This window comes from Polaromonas sp. CG_9.7 (assembly GCF_015752205.1).
Taxonomy (GTDB): Bacteria; Pseudomonadota; Gammaproteobacteria; order Burkholderiales; family Burkholderiaceae_C; genus Polaromonas.
Genome location: NZ_JADOVG010000003.1, coordinates 251732 through 273707 on the forward strand (window position 1 = coordinate 251732; position 21976 = coordinate 273707).

The 21976-nt window shown below is 61.6% G+C and carries 19 protein-coding genes; 13 read left to right on the forward strand and 6 right to left on the reverse strand.

What is annotated here, in order from left to right; genetic code table 11:
- The first annotated feature begins 149 nt into the window (after window positions 1-149).
- From IWX87_RS05045 to IWX87_RS05055, 3 genes are all read left to right on the forward strand, one after another.
- Complete coding sequence (locus IWX87_RS05045) at window positions 150-785, forward strand: HupE/UreJ family protein (protein WP_196862419.1); 636 nt, start codon at window positions 150-152, stop codon at window positions 783-785.
- On the forward strand, window positions 775-1371 hold the full coding sequence (locus IWX87_RS05050; protein ID WP_196862420.1) for a hypothetical protein: 597 nt from the start codon (window positions 775-777) through the stop codon (window positions 1369-1371). The genes IWX87_RS05045 and IWX87_RS05050 overlap by 11 nt, the downstream gene beginning before the upstream one ends.
- An 89-nt stretch (window positions 1372-1460) precedes the next feature.
- Window positions 1461-2486, forward strand: coding sequence for a succinylglutamate desuccinylase/aspartoacylase family protein (locus IWX87_RS05055; RefSeq protein ID WP_196862421.1), 1026 nt, complete (start codon window positions 1461-1463; stop codon window positions 2484-2486).
- Between the two features lie 405 nt (window positions 2487-2891).
- Here IWX87_RS05055 and msrA read toward each other — a convergent pair whose 3' ends face one another.
- Complete coding sequence (gene msrA / locus IWX87_RS05060; RefSeq protein ID WP_196862422.1) at window positions 2892-3431, reverse strand: peptide-methionine (S)-S-oxide reductase MsrA; 540 nt, start codon at window positions 3429-3431, stop codon at window positions 2892-2894.
- 30 nt (window positions 3432-3461) lie between these two features.
- Window positions 3462-4355 (reverse strand): LysR substrate-binding domain-containing protein, encoded by an 894-nt coding sequence (locus IWX87_RS05065; protein WP_196862423.1) that lies wholly within the window; start codon window positions 4353-4355, stop codon window positions 3462-3464.
- A gap of 165 nt (window positions 4356-4520) precedes the next feature.
- On the opposite strand from IWX87_RS05065, the gene IWX87_RS05070 reads away from it, so the two are divergent.
- Together IWX87_RS05070 and IWX87_RS05075 are read left to right on the forward strand one after the other, a co-directional pair.
- Window positions 4521-5717, forward strand: a complete 1197-nt coding sequence (locus tag IWX87_RS05070) for an acyl-CoA dehydrogenase (RefSeq protein ID WP_196862424.1) — start codon at window positions 4521-4523, stop codon at window positions 5715-5717.
- A gap of 61 nt (window positions 5718-5778) precedes the next feature.
- Window positions 5779-6558 carry a YdcF family protein gene (locus IWX87_RS05075; protein WP_196862425.1) on the forward strand — a complete coding sequence of 260 codons (780 nt, stop codon included), beginning with the start codon at window positions 5779-5781 and terminating at the stop codon, window positions 6556-6558.
- A 70-nt stretch (window positions 6559-6628) separates the two neighbouring features.
- Here IWX87_RS05075 and cax read toward each other — a convergent pair whose 3' ends face one another.
- The 3 genes from cax to fdhD all read right to left on the reverse strand — a co-directional run bounded on the left by cax (window position 6629) and on the right by fdhD (window position 11031).
- Window positions 6629-7750: a calcium/proton exchanger gene (gene cax / locus IWX87_RS05080; RefSeq protein ID WP_196862426.1), complete on the reverse strand. Its 1122-nt coding sequence runs from the start codon at window positions 7748-7750 to the stop codon at window positions 6629-6631.
- A gap of 97 nt (window positions 7751-7847) precedes the next feature.
- Window positions 7848-10142 carry an FdhF/YdeP family oxidoreductase gene (locus IWX87_RS05085; protein WP_196862427.1) on the reverse strand — a complete coding sequence of 765 codons (2295 nt, stop codon included), beginning with the start codon at window positions 10140-10142 and terminating at the stop codon, window positions 7848-7850.
- Window position 10143: 1 nt separating this feature from the next.
- Window positions 10144-11031, reverse strand: coding sequence for a formate dehydrogenase accessory sulfurtransferase FdhD (fdhD, locus tag IWX87_RS05090; protein ID WP_196862428.1), 888 nt, complete (start codon window positions 11029-11031; stop codon window positions 10144-10146).
- A 310-nt stretch (window positions 11032-11341) separates the two neighbouring features.
- Here fdhD and IWX87_RS05095 point away from each other — a divergent pair, with 310 nt between their 5' ends.
- From IWX87_RS05095 to IWX87_RS05130, 8 genes are all read left to right on the forward strand, one after another.
- Complete coding sequence (locus tag IWX87_RS05095; RefSeq protein ID WP_231374589.1) at window positions 11342-11770, forward strand: MauE/DoxX family redox-associated membrane protein; 429 nt, start codon at window positions 11342-11344, stop codon at window positions 11768-11770.
- A gap of 314 nt (window positions 11771-12084) precedes the next feature.
- Window positions 12085-13083, forward strand: a complete 999-nt coding sequence (locus IWX87_RS05100) for a LacI family DNA-binding transcriptional regulator (RefSeq protein ID WP_196862429.1) — start codon at window positions 12085-12087, stop codon at window positions 13081-13083.
- 317 nt (window positions 13084-13400) lie between these two features.
- On the forward strand, window positions 13401-15707 hold the full coding sequence (locus tag IWX87_RS05105; protein WP_196862430.1) for a glycoside hydrolase family 3 N-terminal domain-containing protein: 2307 nt from the start codon (window positions 13401-13403) through the stop codon (window positions 15705-15707).
- Window positions 15708-15845: 138 nt separating this feature from the next.
- The gene (gene gudD / locus IWX87_RS05110; protein WP_196862431.1) at window positions 15846-17180 is read left to right on the forward strand and encodes a glucarate dehydratase; all 1335 of its coding nucleotides are present in this window, start codon (window positions 15846-15848) and stop codon (window positions 17178-17180) included.
- 302 nt (window positions 17181-17482) lie between these two features.
- Complete coding sequence (locus tag IWX87_RS05115; protein WP_370583772.1) at window positions 17483-18169, forward strand: TetR/AcrR family transcriptional regulator; 687 nt, start codon at window positions 17483-17485, stop codon at window positions 18167-18169.
- A 155-nt stretch (window positions 18170-18324) separates the two neighbouring features.
- A complete protein-coding gene (locus tag IWX87_RS05120; RefSeq protein ID WP_196862433.1) occupies window positions 18325-19014 on the forward strand; it encodes a protein-L-isoaspartate O-methyltransferase in 690 nt (229 codons plus the stop codon).
- A gap of 29 nt (window positions 19015-19043) precedes the next feature.
- Window positions 19044-19409 (forward strand): rhodanese-like domain-containing protein, encoded by a 366-nt coding sequence (locus IWX87_RS05125; protein ID WP_196862434.1) that lies wholly within the window; start codon window positions 19044-19046, stop codon window positions 19407-19409.
- Window positions 19410-19520: 111 nt separating this feature from the next.
- Window positions 19521-20876 carry a TolC family outer membrane protein gene (locus tag IWX87_RS05130; RefSeq protein ID WP_196862435.1) on the forward strand — a complete coding sequence of 452 codons (1356 nt, stop codon included), beginning with the start codon at window positions 19521-19523 and terminating at the stop codon, window positions 20874-20876.
- A gap of 45 nt (window positions 20877-20921) precedes the next feature.
- Here the strand turns inward: IWX87_RS05130 and IWX87_RS05135 are convergent, their stop codons facing one another.
- Entirely contained in the window at window positions 20922-21872 is a 951-nt protein-coding gene (locus tag IWX87_RS05135; RefSeq protein WP_196862436.1) for a LysR family transcriptional regulator, read from the reverse strand.
- Window positions 21873-21976: the final 104 nt, after the last annotated feature.

The window sequence follows — 21976 nt, forward strand, 5'->3', positions numbered from 1 at the left end:
TGCGCGGCTCAAGGTGAATCCATCCGGCGCGTGGCTGCGTAGTGTTCAGGCACCTGTTCACTTATGCTTTGCCTTGGAACAAGTGGCCCCCCTTCTGTCCAGCTGCCAGCATTGTTGCGGGCACCCCCCCTCACTTCAGGAATATCCCGATGATTCAAAACGCGAACCCAGTGACCGTCTCCCCGCGCCCCTGGCTGCGCAAGCAGCATGCAGCCGGGCTTTTAATGCTGTGCTTTGCAGCAGCGGCGAATGCGCATTCGGGCGAAGGCGTGGCGGGCGGTTTTATCTCGGGCTTCATGCACCCGCTGTCCGGTCTTGACCATCTGCTCGCCATGGTCGCCGTCGGCATCTGGGGCGCCACCCTGGGCCGGCCGCTGGTCTGGGCCTTGCCGGTGGCGTTTCCCATGCTGATGGTGGTCGGCGGCGTGATGGGCATTGCCCAGGTGCCCCTGCCTTACGTCGAAATCGGCATCGCGGCTTCAGTGGTCGTGCTGGGTTTGTCGATTGCCGCCGCGTGGCGCGCCCCTGTGGCCATCGCCGTGGCCATCGTGGCCGTGTTTGGCGTATTTCATGGTTACGCGCACGGCATGGAATTGCCCGAGACCGCTGCACCGGCTGCTTTTGCCGCCGGTTTTGTCATCTCGACCGGGCTGTTGCACCTGGCGGGCATTGCCATCGGCCTGGTGAAGGCGCTGCCGCGTGGCGAGCAGGCCTTGCGCGCCGGCGGCGGCCTGATCGCAGCCATGGGCGTGTGGATTCTGGCAGGCATGCCCGGTGTTGCGTAAACCCTTTGTCAGCGTCTTGCTGGCGGGAGCGGCGCTTGCAGGCTCTGCCAGCGCGTGGGCGCATGGGAACTTTGGCGCCGACACCTCCATCTGGACGGCAAGTGCACATCTTTTCACGTCGCCGCTGTCGCTGGCTGCCCTGATTGGCCTGGCGCTGGTCCTTTTCGGCATTCGCGAGCCCTTGTCGGTGCTGGCTGCCGCGCTGGCTGCCGCATCAGCGGTTGTGGCAACCGCGTTTTCAGCGCATATTCCTGCCGTGGTGGCGCCGGCAGCGGTGGTGGTCATCGGTCTCAGCGCGGTCGCCGGTTGGCGCCCCTCGGCGGCGTTTTCCTTGCTGCTGGCGCTGCTGGCCGGGCTGGCCGCAGGGTCTGCGGCGGACCTTGAGCAGCCGCGCTGGCAGGAGCTGACCGGCATGGCGGTCACGGTGATGGTCTGCGCTTTCTGGCTGCTGGCGGTATCGGACAACCTGAACCGCAGCGGTCGCTTCCAGACGCTGATTCCTCTCGCCCGGCGGGTGCTGGGCTCCTGGGTTGCGGCGATTGCGTTGTTGCTGGGTGCACTGGCGCTAGTAGCCAAAAACACCTGAAGCGGCGTCGCTTCAAACATCCACAAAAAACTGGGTGCATGCGGGCCAGCGGTCAAAATACACACCCAGGATCACTTGAGGCTAGGCACATGAACCAGACACCGCACGAACAAAACCCGGCAATTGCGCTGCCATTGCCCACACACCCCGTACAGCGTCCGGCGCACCTTCTTTCGCTGACATTCCACGGCTTGGCGCCTGGCCCCCGGCTGCTGGTGCTGGGCGCCGTGCATGGCAACGAAGTCTGCGGCGCGCAGGCCATCACAGCGCTGATCGAGGAATTCACCCGAGGCGAACGCGCCATCGAACGCGGCACCGTCACCTTTGTGCCCGTCACCAATCCGCTGGCCTATCAGCTCAAGCAACGCACCGGCGAGCGAAACCTCAACCGCAACATGGCGCCCAGCGCGATTCCGCAGGATTTCGAGGACCGCATTGCCAATGTGCTGTGCCCGCTGCTGGATTCGCACGACGTGCTGCTCGACCTGCACTCCTTTCACACCGGCGGCGCACCCTTCGTGATGATCGGCCCGTCCGACAACCGGGGCCAGCTGGAACCGTTTGCCCACGCCGCCGAGGAAATGCAGCTGGCCCTGCACACCGGGCCGCACCGCATCGTCGAAGGCTGGCTGGAAACCTATGCACGCGGCGTGCAGCGCCGCGCCGCAGCGCCGGCCACCGATGCCAGCCGCCGCGCGCAAACCCTGGTGACCAATCCCAACTACGGCGTGGGCACCACCGAATACATGCGCGCACGCGGTGGCTACGGCGTCACCCTGGAATGCGGCCAGCACGATGACCCGCAAGCCGTGGGGGTGGCACGCCATGCCATTTTGCAGACGCTGGCGCTGCTGGGCCTGTCGCCGCTGCCGCTGGTCGCCGAACCGGCAGACCGCGAAATATTAAGGCTGGTGGACGTGACCGACCGCGAAGATGCGAACGACACCTTCATCCGGGAGTGGCGCAGTTTTGATGCCGTCAGCGCCGGCGAGGTGATTGGCAGGCGGCAAAGCGGCATGCCAGTGAAAGCACCGCAAGATGGCTTCGTGGTCTTTCCCAACCCCCGCGCTGAAGTCGGCCAGGAATGGTTTTACTTTGCACAAAAACGGGCTTGAAACCAGCAGAATTGCACGCTATATGCTACTTATTTTGTAGCTATTTATGCATACGTGATATGCGCAAAAGGCACTTTAGACTCCGAATTTAGTCCCCGCAGCCCTTCCCCACCCCGTTCTGGGTGGGCCTGTGATGACCGGGAAAAACGGGACAAGGGCCGCGCGCTGTTTGAGCGCAGCGAGTTTGCGCGGACCCCCGCTTTTACCGGACAGCGCAGGTTGCCCGAAGCGAAGCGCAGGGACCTGGACAGCCGGGTCGCCTTTCTTTGCTTACTTTCTTTGGCGAAGCAAAGAAAGCAAGTCGCCCACCGGGCGAGACCGGCCAGCAAAACCACGACAAGATTATCAAGCCATCAACACGCAACAGCCGGTTTTTGGACGATCGGCAATGCCCAGCCTCAGCCCTTATCCCTTAACCCGCGAAGCAAACGTCTTCCGGAATTTCTCGACCTTCGGCCCCACGACAAACGCGCAATACCCCTGGTTCGGGTTGTTCTCGAAATAGTCCTGGTGATAGTCCTCGGCCGGCCAGTAATCGGCCAGCGGCAGCACTTCCGTCACGATGGACTTGCCAAAGGTCTTGTCCTGCCCGGCTTCACGGATGAAGTCGTCGATCACCTCTTTTTGTTCGGGCGTTTCGTAGTAAATACCGCTGCGGTACTGCGTGCCCGCGTCATTGCCCTGACGGTTCAGGCTGGTCGGGTCATGGATGACAAAGAAGATTTCAAGAATTTCGCGCAGCGTGATGTCAGCCGGGTCATACGTCAGCTTGACGACCTCGTTGCAGCCGGTGCGGCCGGTGCAGACCGCTTCATAGCTGGGCCGGGCCGCCTGGCCGTTGCTGTAGCCCGACTCGACGTCGGTAACGCCGCGCACCTTGACGTAGACCGCCTCGGTGCACCAGAAGCAGCCGCCCCCCAGGGTGATGGTTTGTGATTGGCTCATGAGTAAGATTTCCTTTTTTGACCAACCACTTTAGCCGCTTGGCCGCGTGCTTGCATCGCGCACGGCTTGAACGAATAAGGCCAGTGCGGGATTGTCGCGGGCGGTTTTCCACAGGCAATGGGTGTCGTAGGGGGTGGTGGCGCAGTCCAGCGGAATAAAAACCGTGCCCGCCATGGCCGAACGGCTAAGCGCCGCCGGCACGAGCGCCACACCCATGCCCTGCGACACCAACGACACCACGCTCAGCCAATGGCGCAACTCGTAACGGATCTCGGGGTGAAAACCTGCGTCGGTGCAGATGCCCAGGATGCGCTCGTGGTAGTCGGGCGACACCGCGCGCGACACCACGGCAAAGGGCTCGCCCTGCAGCGCCTTGAGCGACAGCGAGGCCTGCCGCGCCAAGCGGTGACCGGCCGGCAGGCAGCCAACCAGCGCCTGGCTGGACACCAGGATCTGCGACAGCTCGGGTGGCACGCGGGTGGTGTGGACAAAACCGATGTCGAGCCGGTCATGCGCCAGTTCGGTCAGCTGCTCGCTTGAACTGAGCTCCTTCAGCATCAGCCGCAAAAACGGATACTGCGCCTGAAAACGCTCCAGGATGCCAGGCAGGCCGCTGTACAGCATGGTGCCTGAAAAGCCAATGGCCAGGCTGCCGGCCATGCCCTGCGCCACGTCCCGTGCATGGCGGGACGCCTGCGCCGCCTGGTCCAAGAGCGCCTGTGCGGCGGGCACGAAGGCCAGCCCGGCGGCGGTGAGCGTGACCTGTTTGCTGTTGCGGGTGAAGAGCCGCGCACCTACCGACGCTTCAAGCTGCTGGATGTTCAGAGACAGCGGCGGCTGCGAAATCGACAACCGGCGCGCCGCCCGGCCGAAGTGCAGTTCTTCGGCCAGAGTCAGAAAATAGCGAAGGTGTCGGAATTCCATGGATACAAATAATATATCGTTGCATTGCTAATTGATATTGGACAAGTATTCATGATGGGCTAACAATCAAGCTAAATGCAAGTGTCAGGCAGGCAAAAAATGTTTCCCCTACACTTTGCACACGCCCCCCATCCACCTGCCCCACCGAACCGCAAGGACTGCACCATGAAAACCAAATTCAACTGGGAAGACCCGCTTTTTTTGAACGATCAGCTGACCGAGGACGAACGTGCGGTGCAGGAGGCGGCCCACACCTTCTGCCAGGAAAGACTGCAGACCCGCGTGCTGATGGCCGCGCGCCATGAAAAGTTCGACCGCGAGATCATGACGGAAGCGGGCGCCATGGGTTTCCTGGGCTCGACCATCGAAGGCTACGGCTGCGCCGGCCTGAACTATGTCAGCTACGGTCTGGTGGCGCGCGAGGTCGAGCGCGTTGACAGCGGCTACCGCAGCGCCATCAGCGTGCAGTCTTCGCTGGTCATGCACCCGATCAACGCCTACGGCAATGAAGCGCAAAAGCAAAAATACCTGCCCAAGCTGGCGACCGGCGAATGGGTCGGCTGCTTCGGCCTGACCGAGCCGAACCACGGCTCCGACCCGGCCAGCATGCTGTCGCGTGCCAAACCGGTCGATGGCGGGTTCATCATGAACGGCGCCAAGATGTGGATCACCAACAGCCCGATCGCTGACGTGTTCGTGGTCTGGGCCAAGCTCGAAGACCCCGATGGCAAGGTCGGCGGCCAGGAAAGCATTCGCGGCTTCGTGCTGGAAAAAGGCATGAAGGGCCTCACCGCCCCCAAGATCGAAGGCAAGATGAGCCTGCGCGCCAGCATCACCGGCGAGATCGTGATGGACGGCGTGTTTGTTCCGGAAGAAAACCTGCTGCCCAACGTCAGCGGCCTGAAGGGTCCGTTCGGTTGCCTGAACAAGGCGCGCTACGGCATTGCCTGGGGCGCCTTGGGCGCGGCGGAAGACTGCTGGCACCGTGCCCGCCAATACACGCTGGACCGCATCCAGTTTGGCCGCCCGCTGGCGCAAACCCAGCTCATCCAGAAAAAACTCGCCGACATGCAAACTGAAATTGCGCTTGGCCTGCAAGCCTGCCTGCGCGTGGGCCGCCTGATGGACGAAGACCGGGCCGTGCCCGAGATGATCTCGCTGATCAAGCGCAACTCGTGCGGCAAGGCGCTGGACATTGCCCGCATGGCACGCGACATGCACGGCGGCAACGGCATCCATGACGAATACCACGTCATCCGCCACATGATCAACCTGGAAACCGTCAACACCTACGAAGGCACGCATGACGTGCATGCGCTGATTTTGGGCCGTGCGCAAACCGGCCTGCAGGCTTTTTATTGATCATTCATGCCTCTAGCGCATGTCCATCATGCATAAGCAGCTATTAATTTTATAGCATTTGATGGACCTGGGTTTATTCAAGCCTCTGCTGACCAGCCTGGCAATGCCGCCATTGGCGCCGCTGCTGCTGGCGCTGCTCGGCGTGGTGCTGGCATGGCGCCGAAAACGCAGTGGTCTGGTGCTCATCACACTGTCACTCGCGGCGCTCTGGCTGCTTAGTTGCCACGGCACGGCGGTGTGGCTGGCGCGCCATGCGCTGCCGCAGTTTGAGCCGGTTAGCGCCGCGCAAATCAAGGCAAATCAGGTTCAGGCTGTCGTCATCCTTGGCGGCGGCGTGCTGCCTGACTCGCCCGAATACGGCGGCGTATCCCAACCATCCGCTGTTTCCGCTGCCCGGCTGCGCTACGGCATCTGGCTCGCACGCCAGTCGGGCCTGCCGCTGGCCTTCAGCGGCGGCATCGGCTGGGCTGCGGACGGCATGCCGACGGCGTCGGAAGCGGAAGTGGCCGCGCGCGTGGCGCAGCAGGAGTTTGGCCTTGCGCTGCGCTGGAGCGAAGCCGTGTCGCGCGACACCGACGGCAACGCGCGCCTGCTCGCGCCGGTGCTGATGCGCGAAGGCGTGCAGCGCATTGCGCTGGTCACGGATGCCTGGCACATGCCGCGCTCGGTGGCGGCTTTTCAACGCGCAGGCTTTGTCGTGACGCCCGCGCCGATGGGGTTCACGCGGCCCATCGAAAGCCCGCTGCTGCAATGGCTGCCGTCTGCGCAAGGGCTGCTGGCTTCACGGCAGGTGTTGCGCGAATGCCTGGGCCGGGCGGTTGGACGCTTCACGCCAATATGATGTCGAAGGGAAATGCCATGCGCATTCACTCTTCATCACGCCTTTGTTCATGGAATGGGAACCCGACCGATCAGGCAATGACCGGTAAAAACAGAAAAGCCAGCGCAAGCAGCAAATACACGCCGATGAGAAGGATGCCTTCAAACCAGGTGGTTTCTCCGTCGCGTGCAATGTTGTTGACGATCAAGACGGCGCTGGCAATGGCAAACAAGGCCATCGGGTTGTCAAAGACGAGGTTCATGGGTTTACCCATGAACCAGGAGCCGATGACCAGCAAAGGCGCCACGACAAGCGCAACCTGAATGGCCGAGCCCACGCAAATGTTGAGCGCCAGCCCCATTTTTCCCTGACGGGCAAACCAGGAAGCAGCGAACAGATCCGAGGCTGTGCCAATGACGGCCAGCACGATCACGCCGACAAAAACCGGCGACAAGCCAAGAACCTTGGCAGTGTCTTCAAGCGCCCCGGACACCAGATGCGCCTCCATGGCGATAAAAACAGTTGCCGCGACCAGCACGCCCACGGCCATCTTCACCGTCCACTCGGCCGCTTTTTCATTCTCGCTGCCCGCTGGGCTTTCATTGCGTATTTCCCTTTCAGGCGAGAAAACGTTTCGGTGCGTGATGAGTGTGTAAACCAGGTTGGCGGCATACAGCAGGATCAATACGACCGACACGCCCAGGCTCAGATGCTCGTCGCTGACCGCCTGGTTTGTGCCAGGCGCAAGGTGGCGGCTTGCGAGGTCGAACACCGCCGGCAGCAACAGCGCAATCACGACCAGCACCAGAAGGCTGGACATCTGGCCGGCCTGGTCGCGGTTGAACAACTGCCGTGGACGGCCAATGCTGCCGACCACGATGGCCAGCCCCAGACCGAGCAGGCTGGTGCCGATGATCGAGCCGGCGATCTGGGCTCGCACCACTTCAATGTTTCCGCTGGCGAGCACGAAGAAGGCCAAAACAATTTCCGCGATGCTGCCAAAGCTGACGTTCAAAAGTCCGCCAATGGCGGCGTTTGTTTTTGCGGCGAGTTGTTCGGTCGCGCGGCGTGCCCAGTCAGCCAGGACGCCAATGCCCACAGCACCGGCAAGAAAAGTCCAGACCGGGCTGGTGGCCAAGAGATAGTGGATCGCGGGTGCCAACGGCACGAGCAACAAAAGACCCAGCGGTAAAGCATGTGCGCGCAGGTTCATGGTGGTGCAGGCCAATGCAAAACCTTGCCCTCTGGAACAGACCACTCTGCCAAGGCGATCTGCGCTATTTTTTTAACCGCCATGGGGACCGCTTCTGCTAGCCCTGAACCGCTGGCTGAATACGCACCGGCACGCCTTTGGACGCCGGGGTTTTGGACGCCTGGTCGTGGTACCACAGCGGGATCAGGACATTCATCTCGGGGTAATAGCCCCCTACGCACCCGTCGGGCAGGTTGAACGACGTCACCCTCAGACCCGGAACCTCGCGATGCACCTCGTCGCCGGCGTCGCTAAACAGGCTGACGATGTCGCCCTCCTTCAGGCCGGCCCGCGACATGTCGCGGGGGTTGATCAGCAGGATGGAGCGCGAACCCTCCAGTCCGCGCAGCCGGTCGCTGAATCCGTAGATGGTAGTGTTGAACTGGTCGTTGGAGCGCATCGTGATGAGGTGATAGCGGCCCGGTGCATCGCCCACACCCAGCGCCGACATAACGGTCGGATCAGTGAATTCGGCCTTGCCGCTGTCGGTTTCCCAGATGCGTTCGCGCGCCTTGTTGCCACGGTAAAAGCCGCCTTTGTCGAACATGCGCCCATTGAAATCACGAAACTCCTCAGGGTACGTTTCCTCGATCAGGTCGCGCACCATGCTGTAGTCACCCACCCAGTCGTCCCACTGCCATTTCGGATGCACCGGCAAAGTCGCTTTTGCCATTGCGGCGACGATTGCCAGTTCGGACAAAAGATGAGGGCCCGCTGGTGTGCGCTTGCCAACCGAGCCATAGATGTGGCTGAAGGTGTCTTCAATCGACACCGACTGGGGGCCGCTGGCCTGAACGTCTTCCTCGGGCCGCGCCAGACAGGGCAAAAGGTAGGCGGAGCGGCCATGCACCAAGTGGCTGCGGTTGAGCTTGGTGGCGATATTGACTGTCAACGCCATGGCGCTCCAGGCTTTTTCCATGGCGTCACGCTCCGGAATGGCACGGACAAAATTTCCGCCCAGACTCACAAAACCGCGCACCGAGCCATCAAGAATGCCTTCGCATGCGTCAACCGTCGTCAAGCCTTTGTCGCGCGGTGGTTCGAAATCGAACATCCGGGCCAGCTTGTCCAGTGGCACCAGTTCCGGCTTTTCGGAAATACCCACTGTGCGCTGGCCCTGCACGTTGGAATGGCCGCGCACCGGCGACATGCCCGCACCCTGACGGCCGATATTTCCCCGCAGCAGCAGCAGGTTGACAAACAGGCCAATGCACTGCGAACCATGGACATGCTGCGTCAGGCCCATGCCGTACACGCCGATGACCCGCTCGGCGGCGATGTAAACCTCGGCGGCCTTCTCCAGGTCGGCGCGGGCCAGACCCGACACGGCTTCAATTTCCACCCAGTCGGCGGCCCGGGCCGAAGCCGCGAACGTTTCCAGACCGTCGGTGTGTTGCGCGATGAATTCGCGGTCGAGCACGCCCGGCTGGCCTGCCGCCTGCCGGCTGTCGTCTACCTCCAGCACGTGCTTGCACAGGCCCATCAGCGCCGCAATGTCGCCGCCCGGACGAACCTGCAGGTACATATGCGAAAGGCCGGTGCTGTGCCCGGTCAGCATTTCCACCGGACTTTGCGGATCAGTGAATTCCACCAGGCCGGCTTCGCGAACCGGGTTGAAGGTGATGATCTTGCAGGCCCGCTTGACGGCTTCCTGCAGCGGATGCAAAAAGCGCGGGCTGTTGGAGCCCGGGTTCTGGCCAAAATAAAAGATGGCGTCGCAATGGTCAAAATCTTCCAGCACGCAGGTACCGACTGCCGAGCCAATCACTTTCTTGAGTCCGACCGAGGTTGTCTCGTGGCACATGTTGGAGCTGTCAGGAAAGTTGTTGTGCCCATAAAAGCGTCCAAACAGCCCAAACAGGTAGGAGGTTTCAAGAGACGCTTTTCCGGAGGTGTAAAAAACCACCGACTTGGGATTGAGTGCCTTGAGTTGCTGGCCGATGCCGTCAAACGCTTCCTGCCAACTGCAGGCAAGGTATTTGTCAGTGGCCGCATCGTAGCGAAGCGGCTCAGTCAGCCGCCCCTGCATTTCCAGGTCATAGTCACTCCAGCCCCGCAGTTCGGTAAGACTGTGCTTTGCGAAAAAACCAGGCGTGCAGCGGTCGATGGTCAGGTCCCAGATCGTGGCCTTGGCCCCGTTCTCGCAAAACTCGAACACATGCGGATGGGCCGGTTTCCCCCAGGCGCACGAGGTGCACATGTGCCCTCCGGCCTTGTTTTGATGGGCCAGAGTTTCAAGAACCGCCGGGCTGGGGCGCTCCCGAAACAAGACACTGGTCATGCCTTTGAGCGAGCCCCAGCCGCCTGCAGGAGGTGCTTCTTTTTTGGATACGCTTGACGGGTTATGGGTCATTTCAACCTGCAGTGTTATGACGTTTTGGTTGATTCAACATAGATAAAACAGCGGACGCAGCCGCCATCTCAAGCCGCTCTTGGTGGCTGTAGACCACCAGGTCCTGCCGGCGGGCAAAACCCACCAATGTCATGCGAAGGCGCTGGGCTGTCCGGATCGCCAGCGCCGTCGGCGCCGAGACGGCCGCGAGCAAGGGCACACCTGCCGATGCTGCTTTTTGCACCATCTCGAAACTGGCGCGGCTGGTGACGCAGACAAAACCGGTGGCCGCGTTAACCTTGTTCAAAGCCAGCGTACCGATCAGCTTGTCAAGCGCGTTGTGCCGTCCCACATCCTCCCGCAGGCACACCACCTCACCTTGCGGTGAACACCACGCCGCAGCATGCACGGCGCCGGTGGCTTGCTGCAAGGATTGCAGGGCCGCGATGCCGGACATCGCCCGCGCGACTGCCAAGCGGCCAATGGCCGGTGTGTCCGGCAGCACAGGCAGATCGCGCGCGACGTGATTTAAGCTTTCGGTTCCGCACAGGCCGCAGCCCGTGCGCCCTGCCAGCGAGCGACGGCGAGACTTGAGGCGCGCAAAGGCAGCGCTGGCCACGTGAAGTTTCAGGGTGATGCCCAGATCGGACAACACTTGGTCCACCGAATACAGCTCGGCTGGCGCATCGATGATGCCCTCGCTCAGCGAAAATCCGAGCGCGAACTCCTCAAGATCCAGAGGCGTTGCCAGCATCACCGCATGCGAGATGCCATTGAACTCCAGCGCCACCGGCACTTCATCGGCAATCCAGTCATCGGCTTCAAACCAGGTGCCGTCGCGAAAGCCGCTGACTGAAAGCTGTTGCGTCCCCGGACAAATTTGTTTGTCCGGGCAAGTGTCTGGCACCATAAAACTCTTGCTGGGTTGAGCCGGTAGCGTCTCGAATAGTGATCGCTTTTGTTCGCGTTGTTCCGGGTCAGGCAGCGTTACCAGCAAATCGGCATCCTCACGCATATTTGGACACCCTGCGCTGAAGATAAACACGGTTTGAATACGACTGCATAGAGACCATTTTGGTCATGCGGGCAAAAGGGACTGTAGGAACGTGCCAGCTTGTTTTGTCAGAAGCCAGCGGCGAAGCGCATCAGTGCGTGAGAAGATCCAAATTTCACTTCAAAGAGGCTTGCGCCTGGCAAGACATCAAGGCATAAACCAACCCATGCACCGACCTCCCAGTACGCTCAATCCAGCCATGCGCATGGCGTTAGGATTTGTTTTTCTATGGTTTTTCATAGGTGGCATCGGCCATTTCGTTTTCACCGAAGCCGAAATGCGTATCGTGCCGCCCTATATTCCCTGGCCGCGCGGCGCCGTGCTGGCCAGCGGCGTGGCCGAACTGCTGGGCGCTGTCGGCCTGCTATGGCAGCCGACCCGTCGCCTTGCGGCCTGGGGACTGTTCGCCCTGACGCTGGCAGTGACGCCAGCACATGTCTACATGCTGCAGCAGCCGGCGCTTTTCCCCTCTGTTCCCTATTGGGCGCTGGTCTTGCGGCTGCCCTTGCAGGCGGCGTTGCTCGCATTGATTGCCTGGATTGGGTCAAGACCTGTGCCACCGGCTTCTTTTTGGGTGCCGCCCTCCTGGCTTTGATCGCGAATTCAGGCTTGTTTTTTAAATCAAATCAGGCTGTAACGCAGGTACGGCGGGCACGAGCAGCTATTGTTTGTTCAAGCTGCGGACCCTGCCTGCTCCGGCTTTTGGTTCTGGTTCCGGTGCTGGTGGTCGCTGCGATGCTGATGTGATTCATGGTCCCGCTCGGTGCCCGTGTTCAACGCATCAGCGTCGTTGCAACGCCTGCGCCCGATGTGCTTCACGCGGCCCGTTGAAAGCCGCCTTCCGCACCGTAGCAGCCGCTATCATCAACGATGGCTATTCCGGCGCGTGCCCCCTTACTCCCTTCCTCCATGAAAAAGTCACAGGGCTTCACGGTCCACGATGTTGCGCGGCTCGCTGGCGTATCGGCCATGACCGTTTCGCGCACGCTCAACCACCCTGAAAAAGTTTCGCCGGACGTGCTGGCGCGCGTGCGCGAAGTCGTCACGCGCACCGGCTACGTGCCCAACGGCATGGCGCGCGGCCTGCGCTCGTCCAAGGCCAAACTGGTGGCGACCGTGCTGCCGACGCTGGTCGGGCCGGTGTTCCAGGAGACCATCCGCGCGCTTGACGAGGCGCTCGACGCGCAGGGCTACCAGCTGATGATCGGCCAGAGCGGCTACGACTCATCGCGCGAAGATGCGTTGCTCGATGCCATCATCCGCCGCCGGCCCGATGGCATCGTGCTGACCGGCATCATGCATTCCCCCGAAGGACGGCGCCAGTTGCTGGCGTCCGGGATTCCGGTGGTCGAAACCTGGGACCTGACGCCCACGCCAATCGACATGCTGGTCGGCTTTTCGCATGAAGAAATTGGCCAGTCGGTCTGCCATTTCCTGCACCGCCGGGGCTACCGGCATCCGGCGCTGATTAGCGCCAGCGACGATCGGGCGCGGCGGCGCATCGAAGGCTTCCAGCGCATGAGCCGAACACTGGGCCTGGACGAGGCACCCACGCACTTCGTGCCAGCGCCGACCACGCTGGGCTCAGGCCGCTCCGGTCTGGCTGCCGTTCTGGACGCGCACCCGCAAACCGACGCAGTGTTCTGCAGTTCCGACATGCTGGCCTTGGGTGTGCTGATCGAGGCGCAAACCCGGGCTCTGGCCGTGCCAGGGCAATTGGGCGTGGTGGGCTTTGGCGACTTGGACCTGGCCGCCAGCCTGCAGCCGGCCCTGACTACGGTGCGCATCGACGGCACGCGCATGGGCCGCACCGCCGCCCAGTACATCGTCGATCGCGCCGAAGGCCGAAGCGTCAGTGCGCCGATTGTCGATATCGGCTTCGAAATCATCGAACGCGCCAGCGCCTGAAGCGAGCGCCTGGCGCAAGGCCCCGGCCTTGCGGACAACCCAGGCCGCAAACCGAAAAACCTTCAAGTGTTACCGATATCAGATTGTGTATCGATCGGCTGCTTGCCTCCATGAGTGGTTTTTTCGTCAAAATCATGCCAATTTCGCAGCTCATCGTTGCCAATTTTACCTTTTCATCGATTTAAACTCGATTTTTTAGGGGGATTTCAGGGTATTCACTAGCGGGCGACCTGTAATCGGCTGATATTCTTAGTCATCAATGTTATCGATAACAAGCATTGAGAACCCGTTTTTCACTCCTTTTAAAAGAGACAGCTATGAAAATTCACGCCCCCTTTTCTTTTTCTCCCCGGCCGGTCGCGCTTGCGGCAAGCGTGCTTGTGGCCGGCCTGGTCGCGACGGCCTGCGGCGGCGGCGACAGCGGCCCGGTAGAAATTGCTCAGCCGGTGATCTCGGCGCAGAAAAAATTGCTCATCACCGTCGAAGGCAAGCAGTTCAAGGATCTGAACGCCAACGGCAAGCTCGACCCGTATGAAGACTGGCGGCTGGCGGTTGACCAGCGGGTGGACGACCTGGTCGCGAAGATGTCGCTGGAAGAAAAGACCGGCATGATGCTGATCGACACGCTCGGCCCGGCGGCAGGCGGCGCTGTTTCGGCAACGGCGGACGACTACATCAATACGCAGAAAATGAGCCGCTTTGTCTTTCGCAGCGTGGTGAGCGCCACGCCGACCTCCGGACAGGTCACGCCCGAACAGGCGGCCAATTTCACCAACGCCGTCCAGGCCATGAGCGAGTCCACGCGCCTGGGCATCCCGGCGGTGTTCAAGTCCAATGCGCGCAACCATTATGAAAAAGACCCGCGCTTTGGCATCAGCGAGGCCGCCGGCGCCTTCACCGAATTCCCGAAAGAGGCGGGCCTGGCCTCGGCTTCTCTGGGCGCGGGCGACATGTCCCAGATCAAGAACTTCGCCACCGTCATGGGCGACGAGTGGAAGTCCATCGGCCTGCGCGGCATGTACGGCTACATGGCCGACCTCTCGACCGAGCCGCGCTGGTACCGCGTGCAGGAAACCTTCACGGAAGATGCCGACCTGAACGCCAGCATCATGAAGACGCTGGTGCAAACCCTGCAAGGCCCCACCGTCAAGGATGGCAGCTCGGTGAATCCTAATTCTGCAGTGGCGCTGACCATGAAGCATTTCCCTGGCGGAGGCCCGCAGGAAGGCGGCTTCGATCCGCACTATGCGCACGGCAAGAACCAAGTGTATCCAGGCGGCAATTTCGGTTATCACCTCAAGCCCTTCATGGCAGCCATGGAAGCCGGCGTCTCGGCCGTCATGCCGTACTACGGCGTGCCGATCAAAGTGACCTATGAAGGCGTCACCTACGACCAGACCGGCATGGCTTTTTCAAAGCAAATCGTCACCGACCTGCTGCGCGGCAAACTCGGCTTCAAGGGCTATGTAAATTCCGACACCGGCATCATCAACGACCGTGCCTGGGGTTTGGAAAAGAAAACAGTTTCAGAACGCGTCGCCGCAGCATTGAATGGTGGCACGGAAACCTTGTCCGGGTTTCATACCAATCAGACCATACTGGATTTGGTGAAGTCAGGTCTGGTCACTGAAGCCCGGGTTAACGAAGCGGCCAAGCGCTTGCTGAAAGAGCAGTTCCAGCTGGGTTTGTTTGAAAACCCCTATGTTGACGCCAGCAAGGCCGGCGGCATCATCGGCAGCGCCGCGAATCTTGCGGTTGGCATGGACATTCAGCGCAAGTCCGTCGCCTTGCTACAGAACCAGGACCTGGCGGCCGGCGGCAAGACTCTTCCGCTCAAAGCTGGCGCCAAGGTCTACACCATGGGCCTGGCCAAAGCCGATGTCCAGAAGTACGGCTACACCGTGATCGATGGCGAGGCCAACAAGAATGCCAGCGGCGTCACCGTGACGGACGTCAATGGCGACGTCGTGGGACGTCCCAGCGCCGCCGGCAGCGACTACGCCGTGATCCGGGTCGAAGTGTCCAACAATAAACTAGTGCCGGGCACCACGACCAAGTACACCAGCACCTATAAAAGCGATGACCCTGCGACCGGCGGCCGCATCAACCCGGCCACCGGCAAGTCCTGGGGTTCCGAAGACCGCTGCGTCGCCAAGGCAGACTACTCGGTCGAGGATTCCACCAAGGCCTGCCTGGACAACGGCTTGGGATTCGGCGGCGCCTTCCCGTGGGAGAACGGCATGATGTCATTCGGCGAAATGGCCTCTGCGCAGTCATGGCAAATCTCGCCGTCGCTGGCCGACATCAAGAAGGTCATGCAGGAAGTGGGCGATCCGAAAAAAGTGGTTCTTAACATCTACTTCCGCCAGCCGTATGTGCTTGACGATGCCAGCGGCCTGAAGAGTGCGGGCGCCATCGTGGCCGGCTTCGGGATAAGCAACACCGCGCTGCTCGATGTGCTGAGCGGTAAGGTTCTGGCCACGGGCGCGGCCTTCAAGCCGCAAGGCAAGCTGCCGTTTGCCCTCGCCAACAACTCGAAAGCCATTGTCGACAACCAGCCCGACGTTCCGGGCTATCCCGAAAAGGACACGCTGTACAAGTTCGGCTTTGGCCTGACATATTGAGCGGATACTCCGTCTGTTACGCCGAAGCGGAAATAATCAGCCTTGATTGAACGTTAGCCGGCCTGCCGCCCACTGGGTAGCAGGCCGGCTGCGGCGCTTCCCTGCTGGCGCCTTTCCCAACCTTTGAAACACCCACCCATGCCAACCCACTCCACCCCCTTGATCACCGACCTGCAAGTGATCCCTGTCGCCGGCCGCGACTCCATGCTGCTCAACCTGAGCGGTGCACACGGCCCGTACTTCACGCGCAACATTTTGATCCTCACCGACAACGCCGGGCGCACCGGCGTGGGTGAAGTGCCGGGCGGCGAAAAAATCCGCCAGACGCTGGAAGACGCCAAGGCGCTGGTCGTCGGCCAGCCGATTGGCAGCCATCTCAGCCTGCTGCAGCAAATGCATCAGCAGTTTGCCGACCGCGACAGCGGCGGGCGCGGGCTGCAGACCTTTGATTTGCGCACCACCATCCACGCCGTGACAGCCGTCGAGTCGGCGCTGCTCGACCTGCTGGGCCAGCACCTTGGCGTGCCGGTGGCCGCGCTGCTCGGCGAAGGCCAGCAGCGCGAAGCGGTCGAGATGCTTGGGTACCTGTTTTATGTCGGCGACCGCAGCCGGACCGGTCTGGCCTACAACAGCGAGCCTGACGCCGACAACGACTGGTCGCGTGTTCGCCATGAAACGGCCCTGACGTCCGAGGCCATCGTGCGCCAGGCCGAAGCTGCCCATGCGCGCTACGGCTTCAATGACTTCAAGCTCAAGGGCGGTGTGCTGCGCGGCGAGGAAGAAATCGAGGCCGTCACGGCGCTGCACGAGCGCTTCCCCCAAGCGCGGGTCACGCTCGACCCGAACGGCGGCTGGCTGCTGAAAGACGCGATTCGGCTGATGAAGGACATGAAAAACGTCGTCGCCTACGCCGAAGACCCGTGCGGCGCCGAAGACGGTTTCTCAGGCCGCGAGGTGATGGCCGAATTCCGCCGCGCCACCGGCCTGCCCACAGCGACCAACATGGTTGCCACCGACTGGCGCCAGCTGACGCATGCGCTGTCGCTGCAGTCGGTGGACATTCCGCTGGCCGACCCGCACTTCTGGACCATGGCTGGCTCGGTGCGCGTAGCCCAGACCTGCCGCGACTGGGGGCTGACCTGGGGCTCGCACTCGAACAACCATTTCGACGTGTCGCTGGCGATGTTCACCCATGTCGCCGCCGCCGCACCGGGCCGCGTCACGGCGATCGACACGCACTGGATCTGGCAGGACGGCCAGGGCCTGACCAGGGAGCCGCTGCAGATCGTTGGCGGCCTTGTCGAGGTCCCCAAGAAGCCCGGCCTGGGCGTCGAGCTGGACATGGCCGAGGTCGAGAAAGCCCATCAGTTGTACAAGCAGCACGGCCTGGGTTCGCGCGACGACGCGGCTGCGATGCAGAGCCTGATTCCGAACTGGGCCTTCAACCCGAAACGGCCGGCTTTCGACCGATAAGCCGGTGCGCTTGCAGCCAGATCGACCCGTCTCCCGCTCGCGGCGCAGGAGACAATCAGCGATTAATTGCTACATTATTCATAGCTACTTGCGCAGACTTCACGTGCGCAAACAGCATTTTTTATACTTAAACTGTCATAGCGGAATAAAACAACTGCGTTTCAGCCATAAGCGCAGGTGGTCGCCTTGCGCCATGGACTCTTTTCCGGGTTGTCCCGTCGTTCACCAATGCGGGCCTTGCGGTTGACGTTGCAAAGGCAAAAAGTTATATTACTAACCCATTAGTCAGTAATATAGAAATCATTTCCTTGTCCACCGAAACCTCCCCCACCCCGGGCGCCAAACGCGAGCGCCGCAAAGAGGCCCGGCCCGGTGAATTGCTCAACGCCGCGCTCGATCTGTTCGTTGAAAAAGGCTTTGCCGCCACCCGGGTGGAAGAAGTCGCGGCGCGTGCCGGCGTGTCCAAAGGCACGCTGTTTCTTTACTTTCCCAGCAAGGACGAGCTGTTCAAGGCGGTGGTGCGCGAAAGCATTTCAGGTCGTCTGGTCGAGTGGCGAAGCGACTTTGAAGTCTTCAGGGGAAGTAGCCGCGACATGCTGGCCTACTGTATGAACAGCTGGTGGGAACGGGTCGGTGCCACAAAAGCGTCGGGCCTGACCAAGCTGATGATTTGCGAGGCCGCCAACTTTCCGGACATTGCCGTTTTTTATCAGCAGGAAGTCATCCAGCCCGGCCATTCATTGATCCGCCGCATCCTGCAGCGCGGCATCGACCGGGGCGAATTTCGCAGCATGGACCTGGACTACGCGGTGTACAGCGTGGTCGCGCCGATGGTCTTCATGATCCTGTCGCAGCATTCGATGGGCGTCTGCCTACCCAACCATTGCCCGCTTGATCCGCAAAAATACATCGCCACGCAGCTGGGTATTTTGCTGGACGGCATGCGCGCCGCGCCAGAGGGTGCGCGTCCGGACGCACCGCAGGCCTGAACCATGAAGTGCAGCTTCCAAGGCAATCCGTCCCTGGCGGGCATGCGCCCTGCACCGAATCCGCGTCAGGTTTATGCAGCGCACGCCGTCTAAAATCAACGGCTGCGCTGCATTACCTCTTCTATTCAATCCCGCCGCCTCACAACCAAATTGCCATGAACTACGAACAAGCCCGCTTCAACATGATCGAGCAGCAAATCCGTCCCTGGGAGGTGCTGGACAGCCAGGTCCTGGCCCTGCTCGCACTGGTCCGGCGCGAGGACTTTGTGCCGCCGGCCTGCAAGGCGCTGGCCTTTGTCGACATGGAAATCCCGCTGCCGCCGCAGCACAACCCCGGCCAGTGCATGCTCGCGCCCAAGGTTGAAGCCCGGCTGCTGCAGGACCTGTCCGTTCAAAAACATGAAAAAGTGCTGGAAATCGGCACCGGTTCCGGCTATATGACCGCGCTGCTCGCGCACCGTGCCCAGCAGGTCATCACGCTGGAAATCGAGCCTGCGCTGGCCGAAACCGCACGCCGCAACCTGCAAAAGGCCGGCATCTACAACGCCGAGGTTCGCCTGGCTGACGGCGCGGCCAACCTGGCCGAGGCGGTGTCCGACAACGGACCGCTGAACGGCCCGTTCGACGTGATCGTGCTCAGCGGCTCGGTGGCTGAGGTGCCGCCGTCGCTGCTTGACCTGCTGAAGGTCGGCGGCCGGTTGAGCGCCATCGTCGGCTACGAGCCGATGATGCGCGCCACGCTCATCACCCGCGTCAGCAAGGAATCGTTTCGCACCGCGCAAGCATGGGACACGGTCGCGCCCCGGCTGCTCAATTTCACCGAGCCGTCCAAATTCACTTTCTGACCTCCTGAACCCACCGCAAGGCCCGCCACATGATTTTCCAACTCAATCCCTCCGACTTTGCCGCCTGGCGCGACCGTGTCGCTGCCGATTTGGCGCCAACCGTCCTGCCGGTGGTGCTGGATGTGCGCGAACCCTGGGAAGTGCAAACCGCTTCGGTCCGGGAAGACGGCTTCAGCCTGATGGCCCTGCCCATGCGCGAGGTGCCAAGCCGCCTGGCCGAACTGAAGGACATGCTCGGCACCGAGCATCCCATTGCCTGTCTGTGCCACCACGGCATGCGCAGCCAGCAGGTGGCGAACTACCTGGCGCAAGGCGGTTTTTCCGAAGTGGTCAACCTGCACGGCGGCATCGACGCCTGGACGCAGCAGGTCGATTCGTCGGTTCCGCGTTATTAGCCTGCTTGGCAACCGGCTGTGGCGCAAAGCCGTGAACCGGGGCAGCCGACTTCTGCGCGTTGTCCTCGCGGTGTTTTAATCATTGATTCATTCAACCTCGGCAAGATTTTTATGACCCTGCTCACCCAATTGTCGGCACCCCGCCGGTCGATGCTGCCTGTTTCGGTCGCATTTGCGCTGGCAAGCCTGACGCCGCTGGCGCAGGCGCAGAGCCTGGTCGAGTTGTACGAATCAGCACGCGCCTTTGACACCACCTACCAGTCGGCCAAGCTGCAATACGACGCCAACCTGGCGCGAGCCGACCAGGCCCGGGCCGGCATCCTGCCAACCGCCGGCCTGTCGGCGGGCGCCTCGCGCGTCAACCTTGACAGCACCACCTTCGCGGCGGGCAGCGGCACCAGTTTCAACACCCGGAACGCCACGCTGAGCGCCAGCCAGCCCTTGTACCGGCCGGGCAACTGGGCCACTTACGAGCAGGGTTTGCGGCAGGTTGACCTGGCGCGCGCCCAAGTGGAAGCCGCGTCGCAAGACCTGATCATTCGCACCAGCCAGGCTTATTTTGACGTGCTGGCATCGCAAGACACGCTGGCCTTTGTGCGCGCACAAAAGGAAGCGGTGAACGAGCAGCTGGCCTTTGCCAAGCGCAATTTTGAAGTCGGCACCTCGACCATCACCGACACCCGCGAAGCCCAGGCGCGCTTTGACCTGGTGCGGGCCCAGGAAATCGCCGCCGAAAACGACCTGCGCGTACGCAAGATCGCGCTCGACCAGCTGGTCGGCATCACCGAATCGCAGCCCCGGCCGCTGGCCATTCCGGTCAATCTTCCTGACGTGGCAACGGCTGAAGTCAGCACCTGGGTCAGCCAGTCAGAAGCCGTCAGCCCTGCCATTCGCCAAGCCCGCAGCAATGTTGAGATTGCCGACCTTGAAGTGAAAAAATCCGAAGCCGGCCACAAGCCCACGCTGGACGCCACCGCCAGCTACAACGTCACCAAAAACCCGTCGAATACCGCGCAAGCCGGCATTTCATCGCGCGTCAACACCGGCAGTGTCGGCGTGTTGCTCAATGTGCCGCTGTTCGCCGGTTTCTCGACGCAAAACCGCATCCTCGAAACGCTGGCACTGCGCGACAAGGCGCTGAGCGACCTCGAAGGCACGCGCCGCAGCGTGTCGCAAAACGTGCGCACCGCCTATTTCGGCGTGCAATCGGGCCAGGGCCAGGTCCGCGCGCTGGAAGCGGCCGAGCTGTCCAGCCAGAGCGCGCTTGATGCCAACAAACTCGGTTACCAAGTCGGCGTGCGCATCAACATCGACGTGCTCAACGCGCAAAGCCAGCTGTTCCAGACCAAGCGCGACCTGGCGCAGGCGCGCTACAACGTGCTGCTCGGCGGGCTGCGGCTGCGCCAAGCCAGCGGCACGCTGACGCCGGATGACTTGCAGCAGGTCAATGGGCTGCTGGCGCGCTGACTCCTTTTGGAAACTGCCTGTCCTTGTGCATTCCCGGCGCAAGGGTCAAACATGCGGAGACACCAAAACAGATGCGGTGTTCCCAGCCACCTCGGTTTGCCATTCAGCCGTGTTCTGAAAACGCTCCCTCAGGAACTCCAAGAACAGCCGCACCCGACCCGGCATGTTGCGCCGGCTCGGGTACACCGCGTAAATATCGAGTTGAGTGGGCTGATACGCCGGCAGCACGATCCTGAGCAAATTCTCACGAATGTCCCGTGCCACCATGTAATTGGGGTGCATCGAAATGCCCTGGCCGAGCAGCGCGGCGTGTCGCAGCGGTTCGCCGAAATTCGAACGCATTGAGCCCGCAACACGCACCGACTTTTTCCCGCCCGGACCGGTCAAGGTCCAGAAATTCGTCGGCGACTTCAAGGCGTTGACGAGGCAATCATGCTGTGACAACCCCTCCGGCGTCACAGGCACGCCCTTTGCCGCCAGGTAGGACGGGGAAGCCACCAGTAACTGCGGAACGCTTCCCAGTTTCTGGGCAATCAGACTGGTGTCTTTGAGTGAAGGGGCGATGCGCAAGGACAGGTCCAGCCCCTCCCACACAATGTCCACCCTGCCGTCGTCCAGGTGCATGGCAAACTGGATGTCCGGGTTTTTGGCTGAAAAAGCCGTCACCAGCGGCACCAGGTGCGCCGCGCCAAACGACGGCGGCGTGCCAACCCGTATCGTGCCTTTGGGTGCGCTCACTGCGCCGCGAACGGCTGTCTTCACCATGTCGAACCGGTCGAGCAAATCCTGCCCGGTTTCCATCAGGGAAAGTCCCGCCCCGGTCAGGCTCACGCTCTTGGTTGTGCGGGTGAGCAGCTGGGCGCCCAGGCTGTCCTCCAGCCATTTCACGTGTTTGGTGACGTTTCCCTTGGCCATGCCCAAGCGCACGGCCGCAGCAGTGAAGCTTCGTCCCCTAGCGACTTCCGTGAATATTTCAATCGCCCTCAATCTGTCCATGGAGTGCCTTACTGTTTCTAATTCGAGAACAATATATTCCGTTTTGGAGTCTATGTCGAGTAGGCAGCATTCCCTAGAATCCGCACAACTTTCTGTTGAGCCTG

What these genes read in the sequence shown, in the direction of transcription:
- IWX87_RS05095 (WP_231374589.1), top strand. Translation starts at nt 11,342, where the DNA reads ATGCACCGACCTCCCAGTACGCTCAATCCAGCCATGCGCATGGCGTTA.
- IWX87_RS05070 (WP_196862424.1), top strand. Translation starts at nt 4,521, where the DNA reads ATGAAAACCAAATTCAACTGGGAAGACCCGCTTTTTTTGAACGATCAG.
- msrA (WP_196862422.1), bottom strand. Translation starts at nt 3,431, where the DNA reads ATGAGCCAATCACAAACCATCACCCTGGGGGGCGGCTGCTTCTGGTGC.
- fdhD (WP_196862428.1), bottom strand. Translation starts at nt 11,031, where the DNA reads ATGGTGCCAGACACTTGCCCGGACAAACAAATTTGTCCGGGGACGCAA.
- IWX87_RS05065 (WP_196862423.1), bottom strand. Translation starts at nt 4,355, where the DNA reads ATGGAATTCCGACACCTTCGCTATTTTCTGACTCTGGCCGAAGAACTG.
- IWX87_RS05100 (WP_196862429.1), top strand. Translation starts at nt 12,085, where the DNA reads ATGAAAAAGTCACAGGGCTTCACGGTCCACGATGTTGCGCGGCTCGCT.
- IWX87_RS05055 (WP_196862421.1), top strand. Translation starts at nt 1,461, where the DNA reads ATGAACCAGACACCGCACGAACAAAACCCGGCAATTGCGCTGCCATTG.
- IWX87_RS05075 (WP_196862425.1), top strand. Translation starts at nt 5,779, where the DNA reads ATGGACCTGGGTTTATTCAAGCCTCTGCTGACCAGCCTGGCAATGCCG.
- IWX87_RS05130 (WP_196862435.1), top strand. Translation starts at nt 19,521, where the DNA reads ATGACCCTGCTCACCCAATTGTCGGCACCCCGCCGGTCGATGCTGCCT.
- IWX87_RS05125 (WP_196862434.1), top strand. Translation starts at nt 19,044, where the DNA reads ATGATTTTCCAACTCAATCCCTCCGACTTTGCCGCCTGGCGCGACCGT.
- gudD (WP_196862431.1), top strand. Translation starts at nt 15,846, where the DNA reads ATGCCAACCCACTCCACCCCCTTGATCACCGACCTGCAAGTGATCCCT.
- IWX87_RS05120 (WP_196862433.1), top strand. Translation starts at nt 18,325, where the DNA reads ATGAACTACGAACAAGCCCGCTTCAACATGATCGAGCAGCAAATCCGT.
- cax (WP_196862426.1), bottom strand. Translation starts at nt 7,750, where the DNA reads ATGAACCTGCGCGCACATGCTTTACCGCTGGGTCTTTTGTTGCTCGTG.
- IWX87_RS05105 (WP_196862430.1), top strand. Translation starts at nt 13,401, where the DNA reads ATGAAAATTCACGCCCCCTTTTCTTTTTCTCCCCGGCCGGTCGCGCTT.
- IWX87_RS05045 (WP_196862419.1), top strand. Translation starts at nt 150, where the DNA reads ATGATTCAAAACGCGAACCCAGTGACCGTCTCCCCGCGCCCCTGGCTG.
- IWX87_RS05135 (WP_196862436.1), bottom strand. Translation starts at nt 21,872, where the DNA reads ATGGACAGATTGAGGGCGATTGAAATATTCACGGAAGTCGCTAGGGGA.
- IWX87_RS05085 (WP_196862427.1), bottom strand. Translation starts at nt 10,142, where the DNA reads ATGACCCATAACCCGTCAAGCGTATCCAAAAAAGAAGCACCTCCTGCA.